14 protein-coding genes are annotated in these 21,912 nt (G+C 69.4%); 7 read left to right on the top strand and 7 right to left on the bottom strand.

The window, feature by feature from the left end; all coding sequences use genetic code 11:
* Nucleotides 1-329: 329 nt before the first annotated feature.
* Complete coding sequence (locus tag V6V47_RS12870) at nucleotides 330-2,948, top strand: right-handed parallel beta-helix repeat-containing protein (RefSeq protein WP_334628404.1); 2,619 nt, start codon at nucleotides 330-332, stop codon at nucleotides 2,946-2,948.
* A gap of 192 nt (nucleotides 2,949-3,140) precedes the next feature.
* On the opposite strand, the gene V6V47_RS12865 is transcribed toward V6V47_RS12870, so the two are convergent.
* Nucleotides 3,141-6,092 carry a S8 family serine peptidase gene (locus V6V47_RS12865; RefSeq protein ID WP_334628403.1) on the bottom strand — a complete coding sequence of 984 codons (2,952 nt, stop codon included), beginning with the start codon at nucleotides 6,090-6,092 and terminating at the stop codon, nucleotides 3,141-3,143.
* Between the two features lie 282 nt (nucleotides 6,093-6,374).
* On the opposite strand from V6V47_RS12865, the gene V6V47_RS12860 reads away from it, so the two are divergent.
* Nucleotides 6,375-7,358 (top strand): hypothetical protein, encoded by a 984-nt coding sequence (locus tag V6V47_RS12860; RefSeq protein WP_334628402.1) that lies wholly within the window; start codon nucleotides 6,375-6,377, stop codon nucleotides 7,356-7,358.
* 75 nt (nucleotides 7,359-7,433) lie between these two features.
* Here V6V47_RS12860 and V6V47_RS12855 read toward each other — a convergent pair whose 3' ends face one another.
* The 4 genes from V6V47_RS12855 to V6V47_RS12840 form a co-directional block, all read right to left on the bottom strand.
* Nucleotides 7,434-12,371, bottom strand: coding sequence for a carbohydrate-binding protein (locus V6V47_RS12855; protein ID WP_334628401.1), 4,938 nt, complete (start codon nucleotides 12,369-12,371; stop codon nucleotides 7,434-7,436).
* Between the two features lie 61 nt (nucleotides 12,372-12,432).
* A complete protein-coding gene (locus tag V6V47_RS12850; protein ID WP_334628400.1) occupies nucleotides 12,433-13,224 on the bottom strand; it encodes a HoxN/HupN/NixA family nickel/cobalt transporter in 792 nt (263 codons plus the stop codon).
* On the bottom strand, nucleotides 13,221-13,892 hold the full coding sequence (locus V6V47_RS12845; protein WP_334628399.1) for a hypothetical protein: 672 nt from the start codon (nucleotides 13,890-13,892) through the stop codon (nucleotides 13,221-13,223). Before V6V47_RS12845 ends, V6V47_RS12850 begins: the two co-directional genes overlap by 4 nt.
* Nucleotides 13,893-14,148: 256 nt before the next feature.
* Nucleotides 14,149-14,565, bottom strand: a complete 417-nt coding sequence (locus V6V47_RS12840; protein ID WP_334628398.1) for a hypothetical protein — start codon at nucleotides 14,563-14,565, stop codon at nucleotides 14,149-14,151.
* Nucleotides 14,566-14,704: 139 nt separating this feature from the next.
* On the opposite strand from V6V47_RS12840, the gene V6V47_RS12835 reads away from it, so the two are divergent.
* The 5 genes from V6V47_RS12835 (at nucleotide 14,705) to V6V47_RS12815 (ending at nucleotide 19,506) form a co-directional block, all read left to right on the top strand.
* Nucleotides 14,705-15,694: an NBR1-Ig-like domain-containing protein gene (locus V6V47_RS12835; RefSeq protein ID WP_334628397.1), complete on the top strand. Its 990-nt coding sequence runs from the start codon at nucleotides 14,705-14,707 to the stop codon at nucleotides 15,692-15,694.
* Between the two features lie 265 nt (nucleotides 15,695-15,959).
* A complete protein-coding gene (locus V6V47_RS12830; protein WP_334628396.1) occupies nucleotides 15,960-16,823 on the top strand; it encodes a peptidoglycan-binding domain-containing protein in 864 nt (287 codons plus the stop codon).
* Between the two features lie 53 nt (nucleotides 16,824-16,876).
* Nucleotides 16,877-17,650: a peptidase inhibitor family I36 protein gene (locus V6V47_RS12825; protein ID WP_334628395.1), complete on the top strand. Its 774-nt coding sequence runs from the start codon at nucleotides 16,877-16,879 to the stop codon at nucleotides 17,648-17,650.
* Between the two features lie 65 nt (nucleotides 17,651-17,715).
* On the top strand, nucleotides 17,716-18,642 hold the full coding sequence (locus V6V47_RS12820) for a SpoIID/LytB domain-containing protein (RefSeq protein WP_334628394.1): 927 nt from the start codon (nucleotides 17,716-17,718) through the stop codon (nucleotides 18,640-18,642).
* A 651-nt stretch (nucleotides 18,643-19,293) separates the two neighbouring features.
* Nucleotides 19,294-19,506 carry a hypothetical protein gene (locus tag V6V47_RS12815; protein ID WP_334628393.1) on the top strand — a complete coding sequence of 71 codons (213 nt, stop codon included), beginning with the start codon at nucleotides 19,294-19,296 and terminating at the stop codon, nucleotides 19,504-19,506.
* Between the two features lie 150 nt (nucleotides 19,507-19,656).
* Here the strand turns inward: V6V47_RS12815 and V6V47_RS12810 are convergent, their stop codons facing one another.
* Together V6V47_RS12810 and V6V47_RS12805 are read right to left on the bottom strand one after the other, a co-directional pair.
* Entirely contained in the window at nucleotides 19,657-20,802 is a 1,146-nt protein-coding gene (locus tag V6V47_RS12810; protein ID WP_334628392.1) for an amidohydrolase family protein, read from the bottom strand.
* A gap of 193 nt (nucleotides 20,803-20,995) precedes the next feature.
* Nucleotides 20,996-21,670 (bottom strand): alpha/beta hydrolase, encoded by a 675-nt coding sequence (locus V6V47_RS12805; RefSeq protein WP_334628391.1) that lies wholly within the window; start codon nucleotides 21,668-21,670, stop codon nucleotides 20,996-20,998.
* Between the last annotated feature and the right edge of the window lie 242 nt (nucleotides 21,671-21,912).

Below are 21,912 nucleotides of genomic sequence, written 5' to 3'. Positions count from 1 at the left end.
ATCGCCATGTACCGAGTCACGGAACCGAGATTGGACACTGTCGACCGTTTCCGTCGCCCTTGATGAGCGACGCGGCACGTTGGAGCAATTGCTGCCGGCCGGCCGACGCAAGGCCCGACTCGATTGGCGCCCTGGTGCCGGTGCGGTGGACGGCTCCGCTGTTTCCGGGGTGTTCATCTGCGGCGGCAGCGCAGGTCGAGGTCTGGGCGGACCGGCCGATCCGGTCCAGCCGACCAGCCGGGTGCCATGGGCTGATCGGCGCTGCTGACCTCGGGAGACAGCGCGGTAGCCTTCCCCGCGCGCCATGATCGACTTTCGGGGGATGCTTGATGAACGTACGCGTGTGGGCGCGTCTCGGTGTTCTACCGCTGGTCGGTGGCCTGGGTCTGATCGCCCCGGTGCCTCCTGTCGCGGTCGCCGCGCCGGCAACGGCAGCAGTCAGTGACCTGTACGTGAGCAGCAAGGATTGCGTGCCGGGCGGGAATGGCACCGCCGAGGCACCGTTCTGCACCATCTCGGCGGCAGCCGCGCTGGCCGAGCCTGGGCAGGCGGTGCTGGTGCAGCCCGGCGACTATCCGGAGGCGGTGACCGTCAACCGGTCGGGCGAGGTCGACGCGCCAATCACCTTCCGCGCCGTCAACGGGCCGGGCGGAACCGTCTCGGTGGGCAACACCACCACGCCCGACGCCATCACCGGCGTGGTCTTCACCCTCACCAACGTGCACGACGTCCGAGTGGAGGGATTTCGCCTGGTGGGCGCCGCCGATCAGTCGACCCTCGTGGTGGACGGGTCGCAGCGCGTGACGGTCGACGGACTGAACGTCCGCGGCACCCGCTCCACCCGCGGCGCGGTCCGGGTGACCGGCGACTCGGGCAGCGTCACCGTCAGCCGGAGTTACCTGTCGAGCGGTCCTGCGGGGAGTCCCGGCCTGGCGATCGACGCCGGAGTCGCCGGCACGGTCGTGACCGACAACGAATTCTCCGGCGCGGGCCTGCGGGTCACCGACGCGCCGGGCACCGTCGTCACCAACAACACCCTGCTGACGAACTGTGTCGTGGGTATCGAGGTGGTCGGGGCCTCCAGCGGTGTTTCGCTCCAGAACAACATCGTGCGTACGCACTTCTTCCGGCAGGCCTGCGCTGCTCCGGCAAAGGCCACCGCGATCTCGGTCTCGACCGACTCATTGTCGGCGACGATCGCGGACTACAACCTCATCGACCCGATCAGCGGCGGCACTTTGTACGCCTGGGGCGACGGCGCGTACCGGGACCTGGCGGCCTTCCGAGAAGCCACCGGGCAGGGCGGCCACGACCTCGCGACGGACCCGATGATCGGCTCGTACCAGGGCTGGAACCGGAACTGGTACAAGATGGATCCGGCCTCACCGGCGGTGGACTCCGGGGACGCCTCCGCTCGGGGCGTCACCGGCACCGATCTGCTGGGTAACCCGCGTACCGACAACCCGGCGGTCGCCAACACCGGTACCGCTCTCGGGTACCACGACCGGGGCGCGGTGGAGGTGCAGGGTCCTTCGGACGGCCAGGCCGGCGTACGTCGCAAGCCCGGTGGAAATCCCCTCACGGTCACGGCATTCGCGGGCCTGCAGTACTCGTGGCCCGTCGGCGGCGACGAAGGCGTCTCGATCGCGTACCAGTTCGAGGGTGAGCGGTTCTGGCGGGTGACCGGCGCCCGTGCCCTCGACTACACCCTCCGCCGAGCCGGCCAGGTCTGCGTCCACATCCAGATCAGCTCCACCGGCTTCCGGCTCCCAGCCGAGACAACCGACTACCGCTGTACCGTGGTCGGTGCGCTCTATCAGACGGTGGACCCGACCCGGCTGCTCGACACCCGCAGCGCGGTCGGCACCCCCACCACCACGCCGGTCGTGGCCGGGGCCGAGGTGGTGCTCGACATCCCTACCATCAACGGGGTGGCGGTCGCCGACATCAGCGCGGTGGTGCTCAACGTGACCGTCACCCAGCCCCGTACCGCCGGCTTCCTCACGGTCTACCCGGACGGTTGGTCGCTGCCCGAATCATCGAACATCAACTTCGTCGCGAGCGAGACGGTCCCGAACCTGGCCACCGTGGCGATGACCAACGGCAAACTCCGGTTCCGCAACAGCAGCGGCGGCACCGTGCACGTGATCGCCGACCTCCAGGGCTTCTACGGCTCGTCCGGGGCCGCCATGGAGTCGCCCAACCCGACCCGGGTACTCGATACCCGCACCGGGACCGGCACGCCGATCGCGGCAAACGGTGATCTGCGCCTAGACCTCGCAGAGAAACTGCCGAGGTCGGTCACGGCGGCGATCGTCAACGTGACGGTTACCGGGCCGAAGACCGGCGGCGTCCTGACGCTCTACCCAGATACGCGACCGATGCCCACGGCGTCCAACCTGAATTTCGTGGCCGGTCAGACCATTCCGAGCCTGGCCATCGTGCCGCTGGTCGATGGCAAGGCGATGATCCACAACGCCAGCTCCGGTACCACCCACGTGGTGGTCGACCTGATGGGCTACTTTGCCGCACCGGTGCGGGGGATCGCCGAGCAGACGTACGTCCCGTACGGCCCGAGCCGGATCGCGGACAGCCGTGATTCCCGCGGCTGGTACCCCGCGACGTACTCCTACCCCTTGAACGACCGGCAGAAAACCCACGCTGGCGTCGAATACCTGGGGGCTTGGTGCGAGGACGACTGCCCGAAACCGAGGGCGGTGGTGGTGAACGTTACGGTCACCGATCCGAGCAACGCGGGCGTGCTGGCCGTCTACCCGCCCGGAGGAACGCCCTCGACGTCGAACCTCAACTTCGTGGCGAAGGAGACGGCTTCCAACCTCGCCATGGTCAGGCTCGGCGGCGACGGGCGGATCGGCGCCTACAACAACAGCAGCGGATCCACCCACGTCATTCTTGACGAAACGGGCTATTTCATCACGCTCCCCTGACCATCGCCTTAGGTCTGCCGCGACCGTGCCCCTGCTCGGGGCGGCCGCCGCCCGAGGTCAGCCGGGTTCGATTGCTGGTCCGTAAGTCACCAGCGAGACCGGGACCGATGAAGAAGCGCCGGTGACCGCACGTCGTGCGGATCGTCCGGGGCGCGGCCGGCTGCCACGCCCCGGACGGATTCGTCGGAGCTGTCAACCGCCGATGCTGACCAGCGTGCCGGCACCCTTCGGATACTCGATGTACGCGGTGGCCGGCCGGTCGGTGCTCACGTCCGACCATGACCCGGTCACCGTGATCGGCACGCCCTGCTTCGTCGTCGGAGCCTTCGGTGTGACCGAGAACGTGCCGGCCGGGGCGGTGCCACCGCCGACGACGTTCGACTGGATCGTGTACGGCGTCGACGACGTCCCCGGCGCATCACCCAGATCGACCACGGCCGCCAGATAGTCGCCCGGAGGCAACTGAGCCGCGCTCACCCGCGCGCGGTGCGCGTACTCACTGAGCCCGACCAGCGCGAACTGTTGGTCGTTGATCGGACGGCCGATCAGCAGGTAGAGCGCGGCGTCCGGATTGTCGGTGGTGACGAAGAACTCGCCCGCCTTGCTCCCCTGCGGCACGGTGAAGCTGAAGTACTGCTCGGGGTTGCTGGCCGAGATCTCGCCCTTGACGAGCGGCCCGGCGACCGGCCGATGCCCCGTGAGTGTGAGCTTTCCGCTGCCCGGGGTCACCGGGAAGCTGACGTTCCCCTGCGCTCCACTGCCGGCGACCCGGTCCGGAGCGAGCACCGAGAACGGCGTGATCACGATCGGGCTGCGGACGCTCACGTGCCCGCTGCCGGTCCACGTCAGCGATCCGACGACCGGGACGGCCGACGGTGCGGCCCGCTGGGTCAAGGTGATCTTGACCCGCGCCTTCTGGCCCGCCTTGGTGAAGAGCAGGGTGGACGGCTGCACCTGCACCTTGATGCCCGGCAGCTCCGCCGAGGCCCGGTAGATGCCGGGCCGGGTGGCGGTGACCGTACGGGTGATGGTCTGCGACCCGAGGAGTTGGCCGACGGCGATCGAGGGGTAGTTCAGGTCGCTCGGATCGACCGCCCGTACGGTCGGGCCCGCGTCCAGACCCTGACCCGCCTCGTACGCCAGCCAGTCCGCGTTGGTCGAGTCGTACACCAGGCCGGGGTCCATCATCCGGCGCGGGTTGACCTGGCCGGAGCCCTGCGTGAACGGATCGGTGTTGACGCCTCCGGTAGCGGTCTTGGTGTCCACCGCCGTCGTCATGAGCGCCGACTTCACCGCCATCGGGGACCAGGTCGGGTGCACCCCGAAGTAGAGCGCCGCGAGGCCCGTGATCTGCGGCGTAGCCATCGAGGTGCCGGAGAGGAAGTCGAAATTGTGGCCGAGGTTGCTCGGAGGAGCCACCGCGGCGAGGATGCCCACGCCCGGCGCAGCGATGTCCGGCTTGATGAGGTCGCCCTTGTTGGCGTTCGACGGGCCGCGCGAGGAGAAGGCGGCGATCTGCGGGTACGGCGTGTTGGACGAGCCGCCCGGCTGCAGGACGGCGGTGGCGCCCGGCGTGGTCGAGTAGGTCCGGACATCCGTGGCGCCCGGCACGTTGAGGTGCACGGTCGGCACCTGGTGGAGGTCGCCGTCGACGTCCAGGTCACTGGTGTTCACCAGCACCATGCCGACGCCGCCTGCCCGCTGCACCTCGGCCGACTTGGTCGGGCGAGCGGTGACGCCCCGGTCGCAGACGACGATGGTCCCGGTCGCCTTCGCCGGGTCGAGAGTGGCGTCCATGCAGAGCGCGGCGTCGCCGTCCGACGCACTGGCCAGCTTGACGTTCTGCGCGAGCACCAGGGGCTTGGGGCCGACCTGGCCGGTGACCGTGGTGCTGCCACCGACGAACGTCCGGCCGTCGCCGAGCTTGAGGGTCGCCTCGATCGGGGCCAACGTACTGGCGGCGACGGTGGTGACCCACGGCGCGGTGTTGTCCAGGGTCGCCGACTCGGGGCCGGAGTTGCCGGCCGCCGCAGAGACGAAGATCCCGGCCGCGGCCGCGTTGCGGAAAGCCTGCTGGATCGGATCGTCGAGCCCCGACTCGATCATCGAACCGACCGAGTAGTTGATGACGTCGACACCGTCGGCGACGGCCTGGTCGATCGCGGCCACGATGTCGGACGTCATGCCGCCGTCCTGTTTCCCGTCCTTGCTGGACCAGAGCGCCTTGTAGACGGAGATCGACGCGGCCGGTGCCACGCCGGAGATCTCGCCCAGGTCCCGGCCGTCCTCGGTCACCTTGACGTCGGCGTCACCGGCCGCCGTGGAGGCGGTGTGGGTGCCGTGGCCGTTTCCGTCGCGCGGCGAGACGAAGTCGCCCCGGTTCTCCGGCGGCACGAGCGACAGCCAGCCCTCTCCGAAGTACCGGGCCCCGACGATCTTCGAGTTGCAGGCGCTGGCGGTGAACTCGTCGCCGGTCTGACAGGTGCCGGTGAAGGTGCCCCCGTCGGCCTTGCGCATGGTGATCGCGTCACCCTTGCGCTGCGGCCGGTACGGATCCTTGGGGGTGGGCGGAGCGGTGCCGATCGGCGGCGCCGCGAAGGACGCGCTCTCGGGCCAGATGCCGGTGTCGATGTCGCCGATCACCACGCCCTTGCCGGCCTTCGCCGTGCCACCGAGAGCCGACCACAGCCCGCGCCGCCCGGACAGGCCTAGGAAGTCGGTGGCCGTCGAGTCGGAGGCCACCTTGTTCCACCCGTCCGGGGTGACGCGGAGAACGCCCGGCTGGTGGGAGAGCCGGGCCACCTGGGCGCCCGTCAGGTCCGCGGTGAACCCGTTCGTCACCACCGAGTAGTGCGTGCGGGCCGTCGCGCCGACCGAGGCGGCGACGCGGCTGTGCCGGTCCCTCAGGTAGTCCCGGTAGCGGCCGGCATCGCTGCTGCGGACGTCGGTCCGGGCGTTGGGGGTCGCCGCCGTCGACGGTAGGCCGGCGACCTCGCCCTGGTACGTGGCGACCGGCGCGTCCGACAGCGTGACGATGTACCGACCGGTGCCGAGGTGACGCGACGTGGGGGTGGGGACGGTCGGGTCACCGGCCGCCTGGACGGGTGACCCGGGCAGCACCGCGAGCAGCGACGCTATGGTCACCGTCGCTCCCCACGCCAGGCTGTTCCTTCGTGACGGTAAGGTCACGCGCTCCTCCTCCGTTGTGGCACCGGAGCAGCGGCTCCGGCCCGTCGTCGTGGCGCCACGACGAGTGCAAGCACGGCGTGGCACGCCCGGGTTGAGGCGATACGGCCGCCCTTCCCGGCGAGGTGAGTGAACGCCGCGCCTCCGGAGAGTGTCCAGATAATCTGGTGGCGTCCTTGGTCAACTGGCCAAGCCCGTCACTCGGCGACCCGTGCCCCACCCGACGGAGGTCGACCATCCATGCTGAGAGCCCTGGGCATCTCCGAAGCCGACGAGCGGACCTATCGGAGCTTTCTGGCCGGGGGGGAGCTGACCGCGCCGGACGTCGCCGGGGCGCTCGAGGTGACGGTGGCCCAGGCCCGGCAGTCCATCTCCCGCCTCACCACGCTCGGCGTTCTCAGGAGAACGACGCGCGGGCACTACCAGGCGGTGAACCCACAGACCGCGTTGGTGCCGCTGCTCAGACAACGGATGTTCGAGGCCGAGGCCACACTGGACGCCGCGCGCGGTGAGGTCGAGGCGATCACGGTGAGCTACCGGGAGGGGCAGCTACGCGGCAACCCGGGCGACCTGCTGGAGGTGCTCTCGGGGCGTGACGTCGTCATCGACCGCGTGGAGGAGCTGAACCGGTCCGCCAGCAGCCACATCTGGGTCCTGGACCGGCCGCCCTACCTGGGCCAGCCGGACGGCACGCTGCACAGCAACGAGGACGAACACGCCATCACGCGGGCCTGGATCGAGCGGGGCGTGGAGGTTCGCTCGATCTACTGCCCGGAATCGATGGAGCGCCCCGGGCGGTTCGCGACGCTGCTCGAACTCGCCGCGATCGGGGAGCAGTCGAGGTTGTTGCCGGCACTGCCCTTCAAGCTGCACATCATCGACAAGCGCATCGCCCTCATTCCGCTCTCCGGCGGCACCTACGACGGCATGGCCGTCCTCCACCCGTCCGGTCTGCTGGACGCGGTGATCGAACTCTACGAGGCGTACTGGGCGCGGGCCGAGCCGATCACCGGGGCGATGCCGACCCAGGATCACGACCTCAACGAGGACGACGTCCTCCTGCTCGGGATGTTGAAGGCCGGCCTGAAGGACCAGGCCATCGCCCGACAGTTGGGCATGAGCACGCGTACGGCCACCCGCCGCGTCGCGGTCGTCCTGGCCAAGCTCGGCGTCCAGACCCGCTTCCAGGCCGGAGTCCGCGCCACGGTCCAGGGGTTGATCTGACGGTCCAGGTCGAGCGGGAAGCACACCGGCCCGGGACCGCAGCGGTCCCGGGCCGGTGTGTCGCTAGCTACCTGATTACTTGATCAGCTTCCAGGGGCCGTTCTGGATACCGGGTTCCTGGCCGCGGGTCCACCACCTGGCCTCGTAGACGTGGCCCTTGAAGGACACCCGGTCGCCGGCGTTGTACACCCGCGTGGACGTCCAGGCCGCCGGGCTGTTGTCCGGCGGGGTCGGGGCGATCTCCTCCCAGGAGCCGTTGCGGTCGCCCGGCTTCTGGTTGCGGGTGTACCACTGGGCCCGCCACTTCTTGCCGTCGTACATGGCGAAGTCGCCGGTGTTGAAGACCCGCGAGGCGGTCCAGATCGAGGTGCCGTCCTCGGTCATGGCGATTTCCTGCCATGCGCCGTTGGGGTCACCCGGCTTCTGGTTCTTCGTGTACCAGGAGGCCCGGAAGACCCGGCCCTGATAGGTGACCCGGTCCCCGTCGTTGTAGACCGCCGACGAACTCCATTCCGCCGGCAGGTTCACCGTCAGGATGCCCGTGGCCTGCGCGGGGTCCAGATAATCGCTGCCCGAATACGACGCGGTCAGCGTGTGCTGGCCGCCCGCGAGGCCCACCGGGAGGGTGAACGTCGCGGTGCCGTTGGTGACGGCGGCGGAGCCGCGGATGGTCGTACCCTCGGTCAGTTGCACCGTGCCCGTGGCGGGCGTGGTGCCGGCCGCGACCTTGACGGTCACGGTCGCTGCGGTGCCCCAGTTGGTCGGGGCGGCGGCGACGGTCACCGTCGGTGCCTGCTTGGCGGTACGGAACACCGCCGGCTGGGCCACCGCGCTGCCGCCGTCGGCGCTCTCCGCCGATACGATCCAGCCGTACGAGGTGCCCGGCAGGAGCTTGTTCCAGGTCACCGTGGCGGTGCCGTTCGCGGTCACCTCGTCGGTGCCGATCGTGCCGGACGGCACGTAGGCGGCGAGCGAATCGGTGGCGAACGAGGTCTTGCGGGTCGTGAGGTCCACCGGGAGGGTCAGGTTGTCCTCGGCGCCGTTGTAACGGGGCTTCGGCTGGCTGCCGTCCTGGCGGATGTCGTACTCGGTCGCCCCGAAGTTGTTCAGGTACGGCGAGTACGTGTCGATGTGCATCTCGGCCCGGGCCACGTTGAACTGCAGCAGGCGCAGGAAGCTCGCGCCGAACTGCAGCCGGTCGGTGGCCTTGTGGTCCGGCTTGCCGTCACCGTTGATGTCGATGGTGCCGTCGGCGGCGACCAACTTCGGCCACAGCTCCCCGGCGGCGACCGTGTAGAACTGGTAGTCCGCCAGCAGTTCGACGACATCGTGGGAGACGGTGACGCCGACCTTCGACTTCAGGTTGGTGCCGACGCCGTGCTCGTGACCGGCGAGGACCAGGAAGACGTTCGGGTTGGCCTCGACGACCTGCTTGTAGAGCGGCGAGCCGTCCGGCGCGGAGAAGTCCGCCCCGCGACCGTCGGGGTTGGCCGACGGCTTGAGGTAGTCGTGGGAGAGCAGGACCCCGTTACGGTCCTTGTACCGCTTGAAGATCGAGTCGGCCCACTTGGCCTCCGCCGGGGTCACGCCGTACGACAGACCCACCGCCACGAAGTCCAGGCCACCGGCCGAGAAGAGCAGGTAGTTGTTCTGGTTGTCCTTGCCCGGCGTGACGGTGCCGTCGGCCTTGGTCACCTCGTCCCACGCGTGGTACTCGGTGCCCTTCGGCCACATCTTCGCCGTCTGGTAGTACCGGTCGGCGCTGAAGGTCCGGCTGAACCGCGACGTCGGGCCCGTCTCGGCGCCCAGTTGGTCGTCGTGGTTACCGGCGATGACCTGGTTGACCACACCGTTGTCGTCGAGGACCTTCTGGAAGCCGGAGGCGACCGCGAGTTCCTTCTCGACCTGCTCGTTCAGACCCGGCCGCTTGAGCGTGCCGTCCGAGTTGGTAGCCAGTGGGTCGTAGTAGTCGTTCTCGATGATGTCACCGGTGTGCGCGGTGTACGCGATCTTCCTGCTGGCGGCGTTGTCGGCCACCCACTGCGTCACACCGCGGTAACCCGCCGCCCAGACCGCCTGCTCCTCGGCCGTCTCGACGTCCGAGGGCTCGGCGGTGCCGTCCCAGTCGTCGTACGTGCCGCCGGCCGCGCCCTCGGTGACGTACTGGGTGTCGGTGAAGTGCACCAGCGAGAAGTCGTACGAGTTCGGATCCTCGAAGTGATCCTTGTCGTTCTGGGCGGACGAGTCGCGCGGCGACAGGTCGTCGGCGAACGGGTCCTCGCCGGTGACCAGCACGTGGACGACGCCACCGACGCGGTATGCGGCTTCGACCTGCGCGGTGAGGACGGTGTCGTGACCGACCTGGCCACGCGAACTGGTCAGCACGACCCACTTCTCGGTCGTCGGGTTCCACACCCGCAATGCCACGATCCGCGCCGGGTCGATGGTGCCCGACCAGCGCAGCGTCGGCGTCTCCTTGGTCGCCCCCAACGGCAGGTCGTACCGCTGGAACACCACGGACCGGCTGGACGGGGTGTCGACCGTCGCGCCGTCGAGCGGACGCAGCGAGGCGACGTTGACGCTCTTGTCGTGCTGGACATCCAGCGTGGTCGGCACGTCGGCCGCCTCGCCCTGGTAGCCGCCGGTCGGCAGGACCTCGTCCGCCTTCGTGAAGGTGGCGGTCAGCGCGACGCCGTCCTCGCCCGGGATCCGGGCGGAGAGCTCCGCCGAGACCGGGTCGGTGCCCTTGACGGCGGCGTCGAGCCCGGTCGGGACGTCCGGGATGCTCGCGCTGCTGAAGCGGACCTGACGGGTGGCGGTGTTACCGAGCGCGTCGGTCGCCGTCACCGCGATGGTGTGCTCCCCGGCCGGCAGACCGTGCCCGATCTGGTCACCCTGCTTGACGGCCGTACCGTCCAGCGTGATGGCCGGCGTGCCGACGACCCCGGTCGCGTCCTTGACCTTGATGTTGAGCGCGACGGTCGAGGTCAGCCGCTGCCCGGCGGCCGGGACGCTGCTCTCGATCTCCGGGGCGGTGTTGTCGACGGTGAAGCGCCGCGTCGAGGTCTTGTCGCCGACGACCGCCTTGATGGTGTGGGCGCCGTCCGCGATCGACGTGGTGTCGACGTCCGCGCGCTTGCCCAGCGCCGGCAGCGCCGAGCCGTCCTGCGCGGTGACGTCGAACAGGATCGTCTTGTTCAGTACGGCGTTGTAGCTGCTACCGCAGGTGCCGTCGCCGAGGCTCATGGTCACCTGCGAGCCGGGCGGGTAGCTGGCCGAGCCGATGGTGACCGTGGACTGCGCGATCTCCCGGGTCAGCTGGGTCGCCTTCGCGCCGGTCGGCAGGAGCTGGAAGTCCCGCAGCGTGAAGTCGTCGTAGTTGTCGCAACCGCCCGGCTTGGCGCTGCCGTGGTCGCTGCCCGCGACGAACTCGAGAGCGTTGACGCCCGGCACCAGCCACTCGTTCGGGAAGCTGAGGTCGGCGACCTCCTTCTCCCAGATGCCGATGTCCAGTGGGGTGCCGTTGACCAGCACCCTGTTGTCGTACCCGTTGTCGCTGCCGTTGCCACCGATGAACACCTTCAGGTGCGCGTCGTCCCCGCTGCCGAGGGTGTCGACGGTACGCGTCGTCGGCGCGTCGGCGATGGTGAAGTGGAACTCGGCGTCCTTGTTGGCCGCGCACGTGCCGTCGCCCAGCGCCAGCGCGGCGGCTGTCGTCTCGGCCTTCGTCACGGTCGTGCCGGTGGTGGTGACGAGGTACGTGGTGCCGGCCGTCACCGTGCCGGGCGTGCTCAGCGCGAGGCTCGTCGCCGCCCGGGTGAGCGTGAAGTCATCGTGGTTGGCGCAGGTCGCACCGTTGGCGGTGCCGTTGTAGTCGCCGGTCCTGACCTCGACGACGTTGTCACCGAGGTGCAGGAACCGGGTCGGGATCGGCAGCTTGACGGCCTCCGCCCCGGCGGTGCCGTAGTCGCCGCCGAGGTCGACCCGGTGGCCGTTCACCAGCACGTAGTTGTGGGAACGCGCCTCGACCGAGTTGCCGGCCTCGACGTTGAGGTCGAGGGTGGCGGTGCCGGCGGCCAACGTCTCCGCGTTCTCGGCGGGCTTGTCGTCGATGGCCAGCGATTCGACGCGGTCCTTGCTGCCGCTGGGAACCGCCGCGATCACGGGCCGGGTGCCGCGTACGCGGGCACCGTCGGCGGGGGTGACCGTCGCGGCGCCGGCCGGCGCGTTGTTGACGTCGACCTCGACGGCGGTCTTCGCGCCCGACAGGGTGGTCGCGCTGACGGTGTGCGTACCGTTGGTGAGCCTGGTGGTGTCCAGGTCGGTCCGCAGACCGGACGTGCTGCCCGGCTCGCCGGAGATGACGAAGGTCAGGTCCTGGTTGAGCGTCTTCGCCGAGCTGCCGCAGGTGCCGTCACCGAAGTTGTAGCTGAACAGGTTCTGCTCGCCGTCGGCGACCACGCCGAGCAGGCTGAGGCTGATGCTGCTGAGCGCGTAGTCGTCGTAGTTGGGGCAGCGGCCACCCTCACCGTTCGGCAGATCCTCGTAGCCGACGGCCGTCTTGGTGGTCGAGTCGACCCAGTTCGCACCGGTGTGGACGGTGACGATGTTCGCCCCGGAGTGCAACCACTCGCCCGGGAAGTCGAGGGTGCCAACCTGCCCACCCGCGATGTCCGGCAGGTAGACCCGGTCCGCCTCGGCCGTGTGGGTGTTGACGGTGAGGTAGTTGTGGTAGCGGGCCTCGGTGCCGTTGCCACCCATCTCGAAGGCGAAGTGGGCGGTGCCGGAGGTCCTGTCCGCGTCGATCTTGTCGCCGTCGACCGCGAGCGTGGTCACGGAGTCGTTCTCCGTGACGGGCTCGACGGTGACGGGGACCTTGCCCTCGAGGTTCTGCCCTGCGTGCAGGTTGATCACCGGGGCGTTGCCGCTGGTCGGGACCGCCTGCGCCCCCGCCATCGTGGGGGTGAGGGCCGTTGCCGGCCCGGCGATGAGGACGAGAGCGACCGCGGACAACAGTCCGCGTGGTCGCTTTCTACGCGCACGTCTTTCGTGCGTCATGGCGAGGTTTCTCCTTCTAATTGATGAGGCGAACCGCAGCGACTGCGGTCACGCCGATGCCGAGCACCGTGATGCCGGCGGCGGCGAGCAGGGGGGCCACCCGGGTGGCCAGTCGGAGGACGGCGTGCGACTGGGCGCCGCGGACGACGACGGAGCTGCCCGCGAGCGCCAGCAGGCCGACTCCGAAGAGCACCACGGCCATGCCGATGCCGAAGGCCAGGACGAGCAGCAGGGCGAAACCGGCGCGGCCGATGAACAGCCCGGTGACCAGGACGAGGAACGCAGCCGGGGACGGGGTGAGACCGCCGGACGCGCCGAGCATGAGCAGCCCCGGCCGCTTGCCGTCGCCGTGGTCGTGGCTGTGCCCGTGGTCGTGGCGGTGCGGATCGCCGTGGTCGTGCGGGTGGCTGTGTGCGTGGTGGTGGCCGTTCAGGTGCCGGCGGGCCAGCCAGATGCCGGTGGCCACGGCGAGCAGGCCGGCAGCGACCTGCAGCGCACCGGTGAGCTGCCGCATCCCCACGACGTCCGAGAGGGACAGGAAGGTCCACGCCACCCCGATCACCAGGACGGAGAGGGTGTGCATGACGGCGACCGAGCCGCCCAACCAGGCCGCGTCGCGGACCCGGCCCCGAGACCCGACGAGGTACGCGGCGGCCAGGCTCTTGCCGTGCCCGGGTGCCACCGCGTGGCCTGCTCCGGCGAGGACCGCGAAGGCGAACGCCAGCGGCGCGACGCCCGGCGCGTGCAGATAGTCCTGGAGCCGGTCCGAGAGCGACGCCGCGTGGAGGACGACCGTCGTGGCCATCATGCGGCGATCCGCCGACGGCGCCAGCGGTTCAGCAACAGCGCGGCGAGCGCCACGAGCAGCAGACCGCCGCCGACGGCGGCGATCTGTTCGGCGGCGCTTCGGCCGAGACCCGTACCGCTCTTCGCGGGCGCGTCGCCGAGCACCCAGTCGTGGGCGTACCGGCCGGACCCGTACACCGCCCGCTCGCCGTTCGAACCGCTGGCCAGCGTCTGGTACGCCGGGTTGAGGTCGGTGAGCATCCGTACCCCGACAGAGACCGTGCCGATCGGGCCGGGGCACGTGTAGTCGACGGTCACGCCGGACGCGGCGAGGTTGCTCGGCGGGGTGACCGTGCCGGCGCACGCGTCCCCGTCACTGGTGACGGTGATCTGCCTGCGCAGGTAGCCCGCGAACTGCTCGGACGGCCCGAGGGCGATCGCGTCCGAGGGCTGGAAGAACACCGCGCCGTCGAGCATGACGCGGTCCTGCGGCAGCACGCCGAGGTGGACCCCGAGGAGCGTGAGGTCGTCGGTGCCGCCGACCTTCCACCGTACGTGCACCACGTCGTGGCGCTGCGGGTCCGCGGTGACGGTCACGGTCTGCGGGTCGCCGAACGGATGCGCGCCCGCGGGGGCGGCCGGGACGAACAGGATCAGGGTGAACGCCAACAACGAGAAGAGGCTCGCCACGCCGCGGCGCGGCGCACGTCCGAGTGAGGGCAAGGGGACGCTCCGGTCTACAGGTGCCGTGGCACACCGAGGGGCGTGGCCGGCCAGCACCTTTCCGCAGCTTCACGAACTCACCGGTCAAGCCCGGATGAGAGTTAGCGATCTTGAAGTGAACAGTTGGTTGCCCGCCAGTGACGCCGCTCACCACCGCATCCAGACAGCGAAGCGGGCCCGGGCTCAAACCCGGGCCCGCGCGGCTGTCGCGGCACTTCGCCGGTCAGCAGCGGACTTCGGTCTCCTTCTGCGCCACGTCCGAGATTCCGCCGAGGGCCCGGGTGCACACCGACAGCGTGTTGGCGCCCGAGGACCAGACATCCGGGCCGCTCGAGCACTTCAGATCGCGGAGCGTGTTACCGGTCACGATCGAGGTGCAGACCTGGTACGCGCCATGGCTCGCCCGGTACTGCTGCCACACGTACGTGTAGGCGTAGTTCTTGCCGCAACCCTTGTACTGCTTGACCGACGCGGCGGTCTGCCCGCCAACCGTGACGTACGCCGTCGCGCCGATCTGCACCGAGCTCGCACAGCGCGGGTTGGTCTCGGCGTAGGCGGGGCCCGTGACCGCCAGCGCCGCGGGCACAGCCAGCCCGGCGGCCGCAAGGATGCGCACGCCACGTCGGGAAAGGCTCTTCATCGATGACCTCCTTCAATGCACCGGTGACCGTCGCGGCCGGTGTCGTCATCCACCACATTGATGACCGCCGAGGCGCGTTCGGTACCCTCTTACACGCTCTGACAACGCCTGACGACGACGTCTGACATCGGGGGAAGAGATGAGAGACCAGCGTGCTGCCGCCGAGTCGATCCAGGACAGAGCCACCGCCGAGCGCTTCGCCGAACAGCTGCGATCACTGCGGGCCGCCGCTGGCGACCCGTCGTTCCGGAAGATGGCTGGACGGTCGGGCCGGATCTCACACACGACGTTGCACGAGGCTGCCGCCGGGACCAGATTCCCCTCCTGGGAGACCACGCGCGAGTTCGTCCGAGCCTGCGACGCGGACGAGGCCCAGTGGCGGCGTCGTTGGGAGGACGCTCATCGCCCGGGGACCGACCACGCCGTCCCGGATCGCGAGCAGGCTCCGGTCAGCAGCGATCCTCCGGGCCGTGTAGACGCTCGAAACGCTGCTGATACGACGGCGACCGGCACCATCACCTCCGACCATGGGCCGGCCGACCAGCGCGCGTTACGGACCGCGGAGCTTCCGCAGGCGGAGGACGAGACCGCAGGTGCGCGACGGCACCGGATGCCGTGGCTCGCCGCCGCGGCGACGGTGGTGGTGGTGGCGATGGTCGCCGTCCTCGGTGCCAACGTCCGCGGCCGGTGGTCGGCGGACGGCTCCGGCCCCGTGACGGCGTCCCCCTCATCGTCCGCCCCGTCATCATCGGCAGAGTTCTCCGACTCGTTGATCCGCGGGGACTCGAGCAAGTTCCTCGGGGACATCACCGTCCCCGACGGATCGCACGTGAGGGTCAACGCCGAATTCGACAAGGTGTGGGCCCTCAAGAACGTGGGGACGGTCGACTGGCACAACCGCTTCCTGGCCCGGACGACCCCCACCGTCGCCGGCGACGGCTGCCAGACGCCGGATCGGGTCGCGATCGGCGACACGCCGCCTGGCGAGCAGGTGATGATCCGTGTCCGGGTCAGGGCGCCGAGCCGCCCCGGGAAGTGCTGGGTCAGCTGGAAGATGGTCGACGAGAACGGGCGGGAATTCTTCCCCAGCCGCCGGCCGGTGTACTTCATGGTCACCGTCATCGCCTGATTGCGTCTGGCGGCAGCCGCGGTCCAGCCCGCCGAGCCGTCACACTGGTCGATTCCCGGGCCCCGGGTCGCCTCCACCCCGCATCAAAGTGCCAATGCTCGATGTCAGCCCCCGGTGCCACCGAACCTGACAACACCGCATCCATCGAGGTCGGTGATGGTCTGACGGATCTGACAGGGCAGCAGGGGTACCGAACAGCAGGTCCCTTCTCGCAGTGTGGTGTCCGTCCCCGAACGCAACTCACCACCTACGAGGAGGATCGACGATGAGCCGTCCCTGGTTAGCCGTCGGGCTCGCCGCGCTCTGCGTGGCCGTCGGCGTCCCGGCCCATGCGTCGGCCGCGACATCCGGTGCCACGACGCAGCGGACCGTCACTGCGGCCGCGCGGCCTGTCGTGGACATGGAGGCCACCGTCCTGGCGGCTCAGATCGACCCCCGCCGTGCCGACAGCACACTGACCCCCGGCGCGAAGAGTTCCGTGCTCGCCGTGGAGCAGGCGCTCCAGGCCCGAAACCTGCTGGACGCGCAGTGGGTCGACGGCTACTTCGGCACCGTGACCATCTCGGCGTACGCGGCCTACCAGCGCTCACTCGGCTACACCGGCCTGGCCGCGAACGGGCTGCCCGGCACGACGTCACTGACGAAGCTCGGGCAGAACCGGTACACCGTCGGCAACACGATCGGCCCGGGCGCGAAGGTCCAGCGTGACGGGTACGTCGTCGACGCCCGTACGCAGGCGATGCTGGCCGAGGCCCAGCGTCTGCTCGGGCACACGCTGGTGCTCGAACAGGGCTCGTACAACCCCGGGGGCGACCCGACCTCGGCCGGTACGCACGACGGCGGGGGCGTGGTGGACATCGCGGTCACCGGCATGACCGCGGCCAAGCGCACCGCGGCCGTCCGCGCTCTACGCCAGGTCGGCTTCGCCGCCTGGGTCCGCAACCCGAGTCAGGGTGACTGGCCGTGGCACATCCACGCCACGGCGATCAACGACACGGACCTGTCCAGCCAGGCGCAGCACCAGGTCGGCGACTACTACCTCGGCCTGAACGGCCTGGCCAACGGCGGCCCGGACGACGGCCCCCGGATCACGATCAAGACCTGGGAGCAGTACCAGCGCGGGCAGTGACCCGCACCAGACCCAACCCTCCAACGATCACCAATCGTCCACGAGAGGACACCATGAACATCCGTAGGAACCTCGCCGTCGTCGGCGCAGCGCTCGCCATGACCACCTCCATCCTGAGCGTCGCCTCGCCAGCCTCGGCGGCAGCCCGGGACGGAGTCTGCGACAGCGGCGAGTTCTGCTACTACTACAACAGCGGCTACGCCGGCTCGATCTCGGACTTCACCGCGTCGGTCGACGACTACGGCACGACCCAGCCGTCCTGCTACGACTTCAAGGGCGCGGGCGCGGGCAAGGGCCTGTGCATCAAGAACAACGCCGCTTCGGTGTGGAACCGCACCAGCAAGACCGTGAAGGTCTACTTCAACAGCAACTTCGGCGGAGCGAGCCAGTCGTTCGCGTCCGGGGCGAAGGCCAACCTCAACGCGACGCTGAAGAACAACAACGCGTCGCACGATATCGGCGGCACCACCTACCCGGCCGATCCGCGCGCGTCCGACGCTGTCGCGTTCGCCAAGGCGCGGCTCGGGCACACCGACTGGAACAACCAGTGCGAGCTGTTCGTCGAGCGGGCGTTCGGCACCAGCGGCCGGTTCGCCACGGCGCGGACGCACTACCAGTGGCAGCGGGACAACGGGCGCATCCACACCGGCTCGGTGCCGCCCGCCGGAACGGCGGTGTTCTTCACGTCCACCACGTCGGCCGGGCACGTCATGCTCTCCATCGGCGGCAACAGCGCCATCAGCACCGGACCGACCGTCTACCAGACCAACTCGTTCCGGGACCGGTCCGACTACCTGGGCTGGGCGTACGTCCCGAGCGGCTGGTGACCCGGCATGCGTTCGCACCTGCTTCTGAGCAGCACCCAGGGCCCTCTCGACTTCAGTGGTCGCAGATGAACATCCTGCGAAGGGTTCCGGGCATCCTGGCCGTCCTGGCGGTGGCGCTCGTCGGCGTCGCGGTGGCGCCGAGCGCCGCGTCCGCGGCCGCCCGTGACGGGGGCTGCGACAGCGGAGAGTTCTGCTACTACTACAACAGCAACCAGGCCGGCTCGATCTCCGACTTCACCGACTCCCTGGACGACTACGGCACGACCCAGCCGTCGTGCTACGACTTCAAGGGCGCGGGCGCGGGCAAGGGCCTGTGCGTCAAGAACAACGCCGCGTCGGTGTGGAACCGCACCGGCAAGACCGTGCGGGTCTACTTCAACAGCAACTTCGCCGGTGCGAGCCAGGACTTCGCGTCCGGGGCGAAGGGCAACCTCAACGCCACGCTGAAGAACAACAACGCCTCGCACCAACTGCTGAGCGGGCCGACGGGCTGCAGCACCGACGGCACCAACAGCAAGCTCCCGAGCACGATCCTGGTCTACCGGGTCAGTCTCGGGCGCGTCGACCGGGTCGACTTCAAGACGTACGTCAAGAATGTCCTCCCGAACGAGTGGATCACGAGCTGGCCGAAGGCCTCGCTGGAGGCCGGTGCGGTAGCCGTCAAGAGCTACGGCTGGTACTGGGCGCTGCACTCGACCCGGAAGACCTCCGGTGGCCAGTGCTACGACGTCCGTGACGACACCGGCGACCAGGTCTACCGGCCGTCCTCGGCGCAGACGTCGACGTCCTCCGCGGTGGACAGCACGTGGTCGACCCGGATGACCCGCAGCGGCAACATCCTGCAGGCGCACTACTGCGCGACCACGACGGCGTGCGGTGGCTGGGTGGACGGGGACTGGCTGTCGCAGTACGGCTCGCGTGACCTCGCGAACGGGGGCAGCAGCTACCAGGCGATCCTGAGGCACTACTACAGCGGCATCGCCATTTCCTGAAATCACGCGCCGCTCGCCGCACAATCGCGGCGGGCGGCGCGCTCATGGCTGCGGCATCGCTGACGCGATGCGGCGTCATCACCGGGTTGAAGGGGCTTCTCGCGGTGGCGAATCGAAAAGAGTCATGACGAGCGCAACTATGCTCAAGAATCCGGATCCGAGCGCCAGTACCAGTACCAGTGAAGGTACGAACGCGGATGGCGGCGGGACCCATCCGTCGAGGACCCAGGGTAATGCGATTATGACGACGACGAATATCCACGACAGCACCTCGTTGGTGACGAGAGCAACCGAAATGCCCCTGGCGCCGTGCCGCAGAACCCGAAATGCCGAATCGACCGTCGCTGCGGTCAGCAACGCGCTGAGCGCGATGAACGCCAGCGTACCCCAGATCGGATCGAGATTAGCGAGTGCGAGCGGGACGATGAGCGGGAGTGCCGTGAGCAGGAAGACCCCTCGTACTCGGAACGAATGTATCGGTCAGCGCCGGCCGCAACGCGGCGAATGCGGCGCTGTTCTGAATCGAGATAGAAGAACACGCCCGAGGAACGTCCCGACCGACGTGGCCGCGATCTCTGCGAGGCCGATCAGGAACTCCTCGTTGACTTCTCGTATTTCGATCAAGCTCCTCACGGGCCGCCAACCTGGGCGGTGCTCCTCGTTAACCTAGCCGGACACCCAATCGCGATCTCGGTCGACGGCGGCAAACGGTGGCAGCCGATCCCGATCTACCGGACCGGCGACCGCTGGCAGGCAACCTACCGCCAACCAGCCGCAGGCGCGGTCTCACTGCGGTACGAGGCCGCGGACGCCGTTGGCAACACGGTCAGCCAGATCATCGGTGACGCCTACCTGACCGGCTAGCGGAAGGACCCCGATCATTCCCGACGGGCCTGGCCGAAAGATCTTGATGATCCCCAGGTGACGATGAAACCCAACACCCTTCCGACCGTGATGTACGGGTAGATCGACGACCGGGCGGCCGTGCAGCATCGCGCGGCCGTCCGGCCCGCGTCACCGGGTCAGCCAGACGCGCCAAAGGGCCGCGGGGTCGGTCAGCGGATCGCCGTGGATCAGGCTGAAGTGGGCCGGTCCGCCGATCGTCAGGCGGCCGGCTTCGGGAATGCCGAGCAGGTCGCCGCCGCGCCAGGTCACGGCCGCCAAGGCCGTACGCGGGGAGATGCCGGCCTCGACGAGGGACTGGACCTCCCAGGCGAGTTGGTTGGCGCGCAGCGAGCCGCCTCCGGCGTCCGAGCCGGCGGCGATCGTCACGCCGGCTGCGTCGGCGAGGCGAACGCTGGTGCGCATGGTCTCCCGCAGCTCCGCCGCCCCTTCACGGCCGAAAGTCAGCCAGGACTCGGGGACGGCCAAGGTCGATACGAGCGTGATGCCGTTCGCGGCCATGAGGGCCGCCGTGTCCGCGTCGATCTCGTTGCCGTGCTCCAGGCTGTCCACGCCGGCTGATGCCGCGAGGTGGGTGCCGGCGAGCGCGGTGGCGTGGGCCGCCACCTTCGCGCCGCGCTCGTGCGCTACGGCGACCGCGGCGGCCACCTCGGACACGCTGAAGGGCGCGGCGTCGGCGTCGGGCCCGTCGAGGTAGAGCTTCACCAGGTCGGAGCCGTCGTCGAGCTGACCGCGCACGGCCGTGACCAGGTCGACGGCGTGCTCGATCTCGACCGTGAGGCCGGGCGGCATGGCGCCGCGCCGGCTGATCCAAGTCCCGGCGGCTCTCAGGTACGGCCGCTCGGGGTTTCCGTGCCAGCGGTCTCGCAGCGTGAGGCTGGTGGCGCGGCCGTTCCGGCGCGGCGAGCCCACGTCGCGCGCCCACCGAATGCCGGCGCGGGCCATGAGCTCGCCGTTTTCCTCCCCGACGGCCAGCAGCTCGTCGACCGAGTCGAAGCCGTGCTCCACCCATTTCGCTCCGCCGGGCAGCGACACGTGCGCGTGCGAGTCGACCAGCCCGGGCACCAGCGTCGCGCCAGATCCATCGATCACAGTGACGCCACCCGGCTGCGGAGGCTTCTCGCCGATCCACATGCCGGTGATCACGCCGGCCTCGGCGAGAAGAGAGACGTCCGGGGTGACGGCGTCGGTGGTGCCGTCGGCGAGGGCGGCGGAGGTAACGAGCACGTGGTCGGCGGTCAGACGGGAAGAGGTCATGACAACGGAGACGAAGCCAAGGCGAAAGGATTCAGCCGTGTGATGTACCAGTCGGACGGGCGCACAGCCTTTCGTGTTGCCGCGGCAGATGCTCGACACGTTGGTGCGGACGGGAACGGCGGTGCCCCTGGCGAAACCTCGCAAAAGGAACAAACGTGGCGATGGGCCGGCGAGGGTCGCGAGCAGGGGCGGGTCAGGCGGCTCTTTCCCGGACGATCGAGTCGAGGATCGCGGCGAGCTCAGCAGGGCGGGACAGGAAGGGAGAGTGGCCGGTAGCGATGCGGCGGACATCCTGCGCGCGTGCGGCCATGTTGTTCTGCAGCTCGACCGGTAGGGAGGCGTCCTGCTCGGTCAGGATGTACGTCGACGCAACCGTGCGCCACGCGGCTTCGGTGACCCGGTCGACCCATGGCTGGACGCGCTGATCGACGAGCCTGCTGATCGCCTGATCGGCCACCGCCTCGGGGACGTCGGCGTAAAGCTGAGTGCGTGGGTCACTGCCAATCGGGAACAGGCCGTCGCTGTCGTCAGGGTCGGGGATGCCGTGGATGGTGAACATCGACTCGTTCACGTCGGGAACATAGGCCGCCACGTAGATCAGGTGCTCGACGTTCGGCAGGCCCGCTGCGGCCTCGGTGGCCGGGATGCCGCCGTAGGAATGGGCCACGACGAGGACCGGACCATCCACTGCCGTGATCGCCGTGCGGATCGCTGTTGCGTCTTCGCGCAAGCCGCCACGCGGATCCGGGCCGGTGGTCGGTAGCTTCACGGCGAGGCTCGCGTGGCCGCGGGCGTCAAGCTCGCCTCGCAGCAGATCGAAGCTGGATGGCAGGTGCCAGGCACCCGGAACGAGAACGAACGTCGACATAAGGTTTTCCTCGGCTCGAATAGGCACCCGGACGGTCTGTCTGGATCAACGTGCGAACTCGGCTCGAGATCATGGCAGTGCTATCCGTCACTCGTTAGCTCACCGCAAGCAACGCCCGGTGAGGCCGGAGAGGCGGAGTCGTCGGTCGGGGCCGCTTGCCGGGTAACGCAGGTCACTCCCTGCCAACACGGGTCAGTCCGCAGGTCGCCAAGCTGAACACTCGCGCCCCCGTAGCTCAGGGA

Source organism: Micromonospora sp. CPCC 205539 (genome assembly GCF_036906815.1).
GTDB lineage: Bacteria > Actinomycetota > Actinomycetes > Mycobacteriales > Micromonosporaceae > Micromonospora.
This window is presented reverse-complemented; position numbering and strand designations above follow the sequence as displayed.

Excerpts from the sequence above, each read along its gene's own strand:
- V6V47_RS12860 (WP_334628402.1), top strand. The coding sequence starts at position 6,375 with ATGCTGAGAGCCCTGGGCATCTCCGAAGCCGACGAGCGGACCTATCGG.
- V6V47_RS12820 (WP_334628394.1), top strand. The coding sequence starts at position 17,716 with ATGAACATCCTGCGAAGGGTTCCGGGCATCCTGGCCGTCCTGGCGGTG.
- V6V47_RS12810 (WP_334628392.1), bottom strand. The coding sequence starts at position 20,802 with ATGACCTCTTCCCGTCTGACCGCCGACCACGTGCTCGTTACCTCCGCC.
- V6V47_RS12825 (WP_334628395.1), top strand. The coding sequence starts at position 16,877 with ATGAACATCCGTAGGAACCTCGCCGTCGTCGGCGCAGCGCTCGCCATG.
- V6V47_RS12835 (WP_334628397.1), top strand. The coding sequence starts at position 14,705 with ATGAGAGACCAGCGTGCTGCCGCCGAGTCGATCCAGGACAGAGCCACC.
- V6V47_RS12830 (WP_334628396.1), top strand. The coding sequence starts at position 15,960 with ATGAGCCGTCCCTGGTTAGCCGTCGGGCTCGCCGCGCTCTGCGTGGCC.
- V6V47_RS12805 (WP_334628391.1), bottom strand. The coding sequence starts at position 21,670 with ATGTCGACGTTCGTTCTCGTTCCGGGTGCCTGGCACCTGCCATCCAGC.
- V6V47_RS12840 (WP_334628398.1), bottom strand. The coding sequence starts at position 14,565 with ATGAAGAGCCTTTCCCGACGTGGCGTGCGCATCCTTGCGGCCGCCGGG.
- V6V47_RS12870 (WP_334628404.1), top strand. The coding sequence starts at position 330 with ATGAACGTACGCGTGTGGGCGCGTCTCGGTGTTCTACCGCTGGTCGGT.
- V6V47_RS12850 (WP_334628400.1), bottom strand. The coding sequence starts at position 13,224 with ATGATGGCCACGACGGTCGTCCTCCACGCGGCGTCGCTCTCGGACCGG.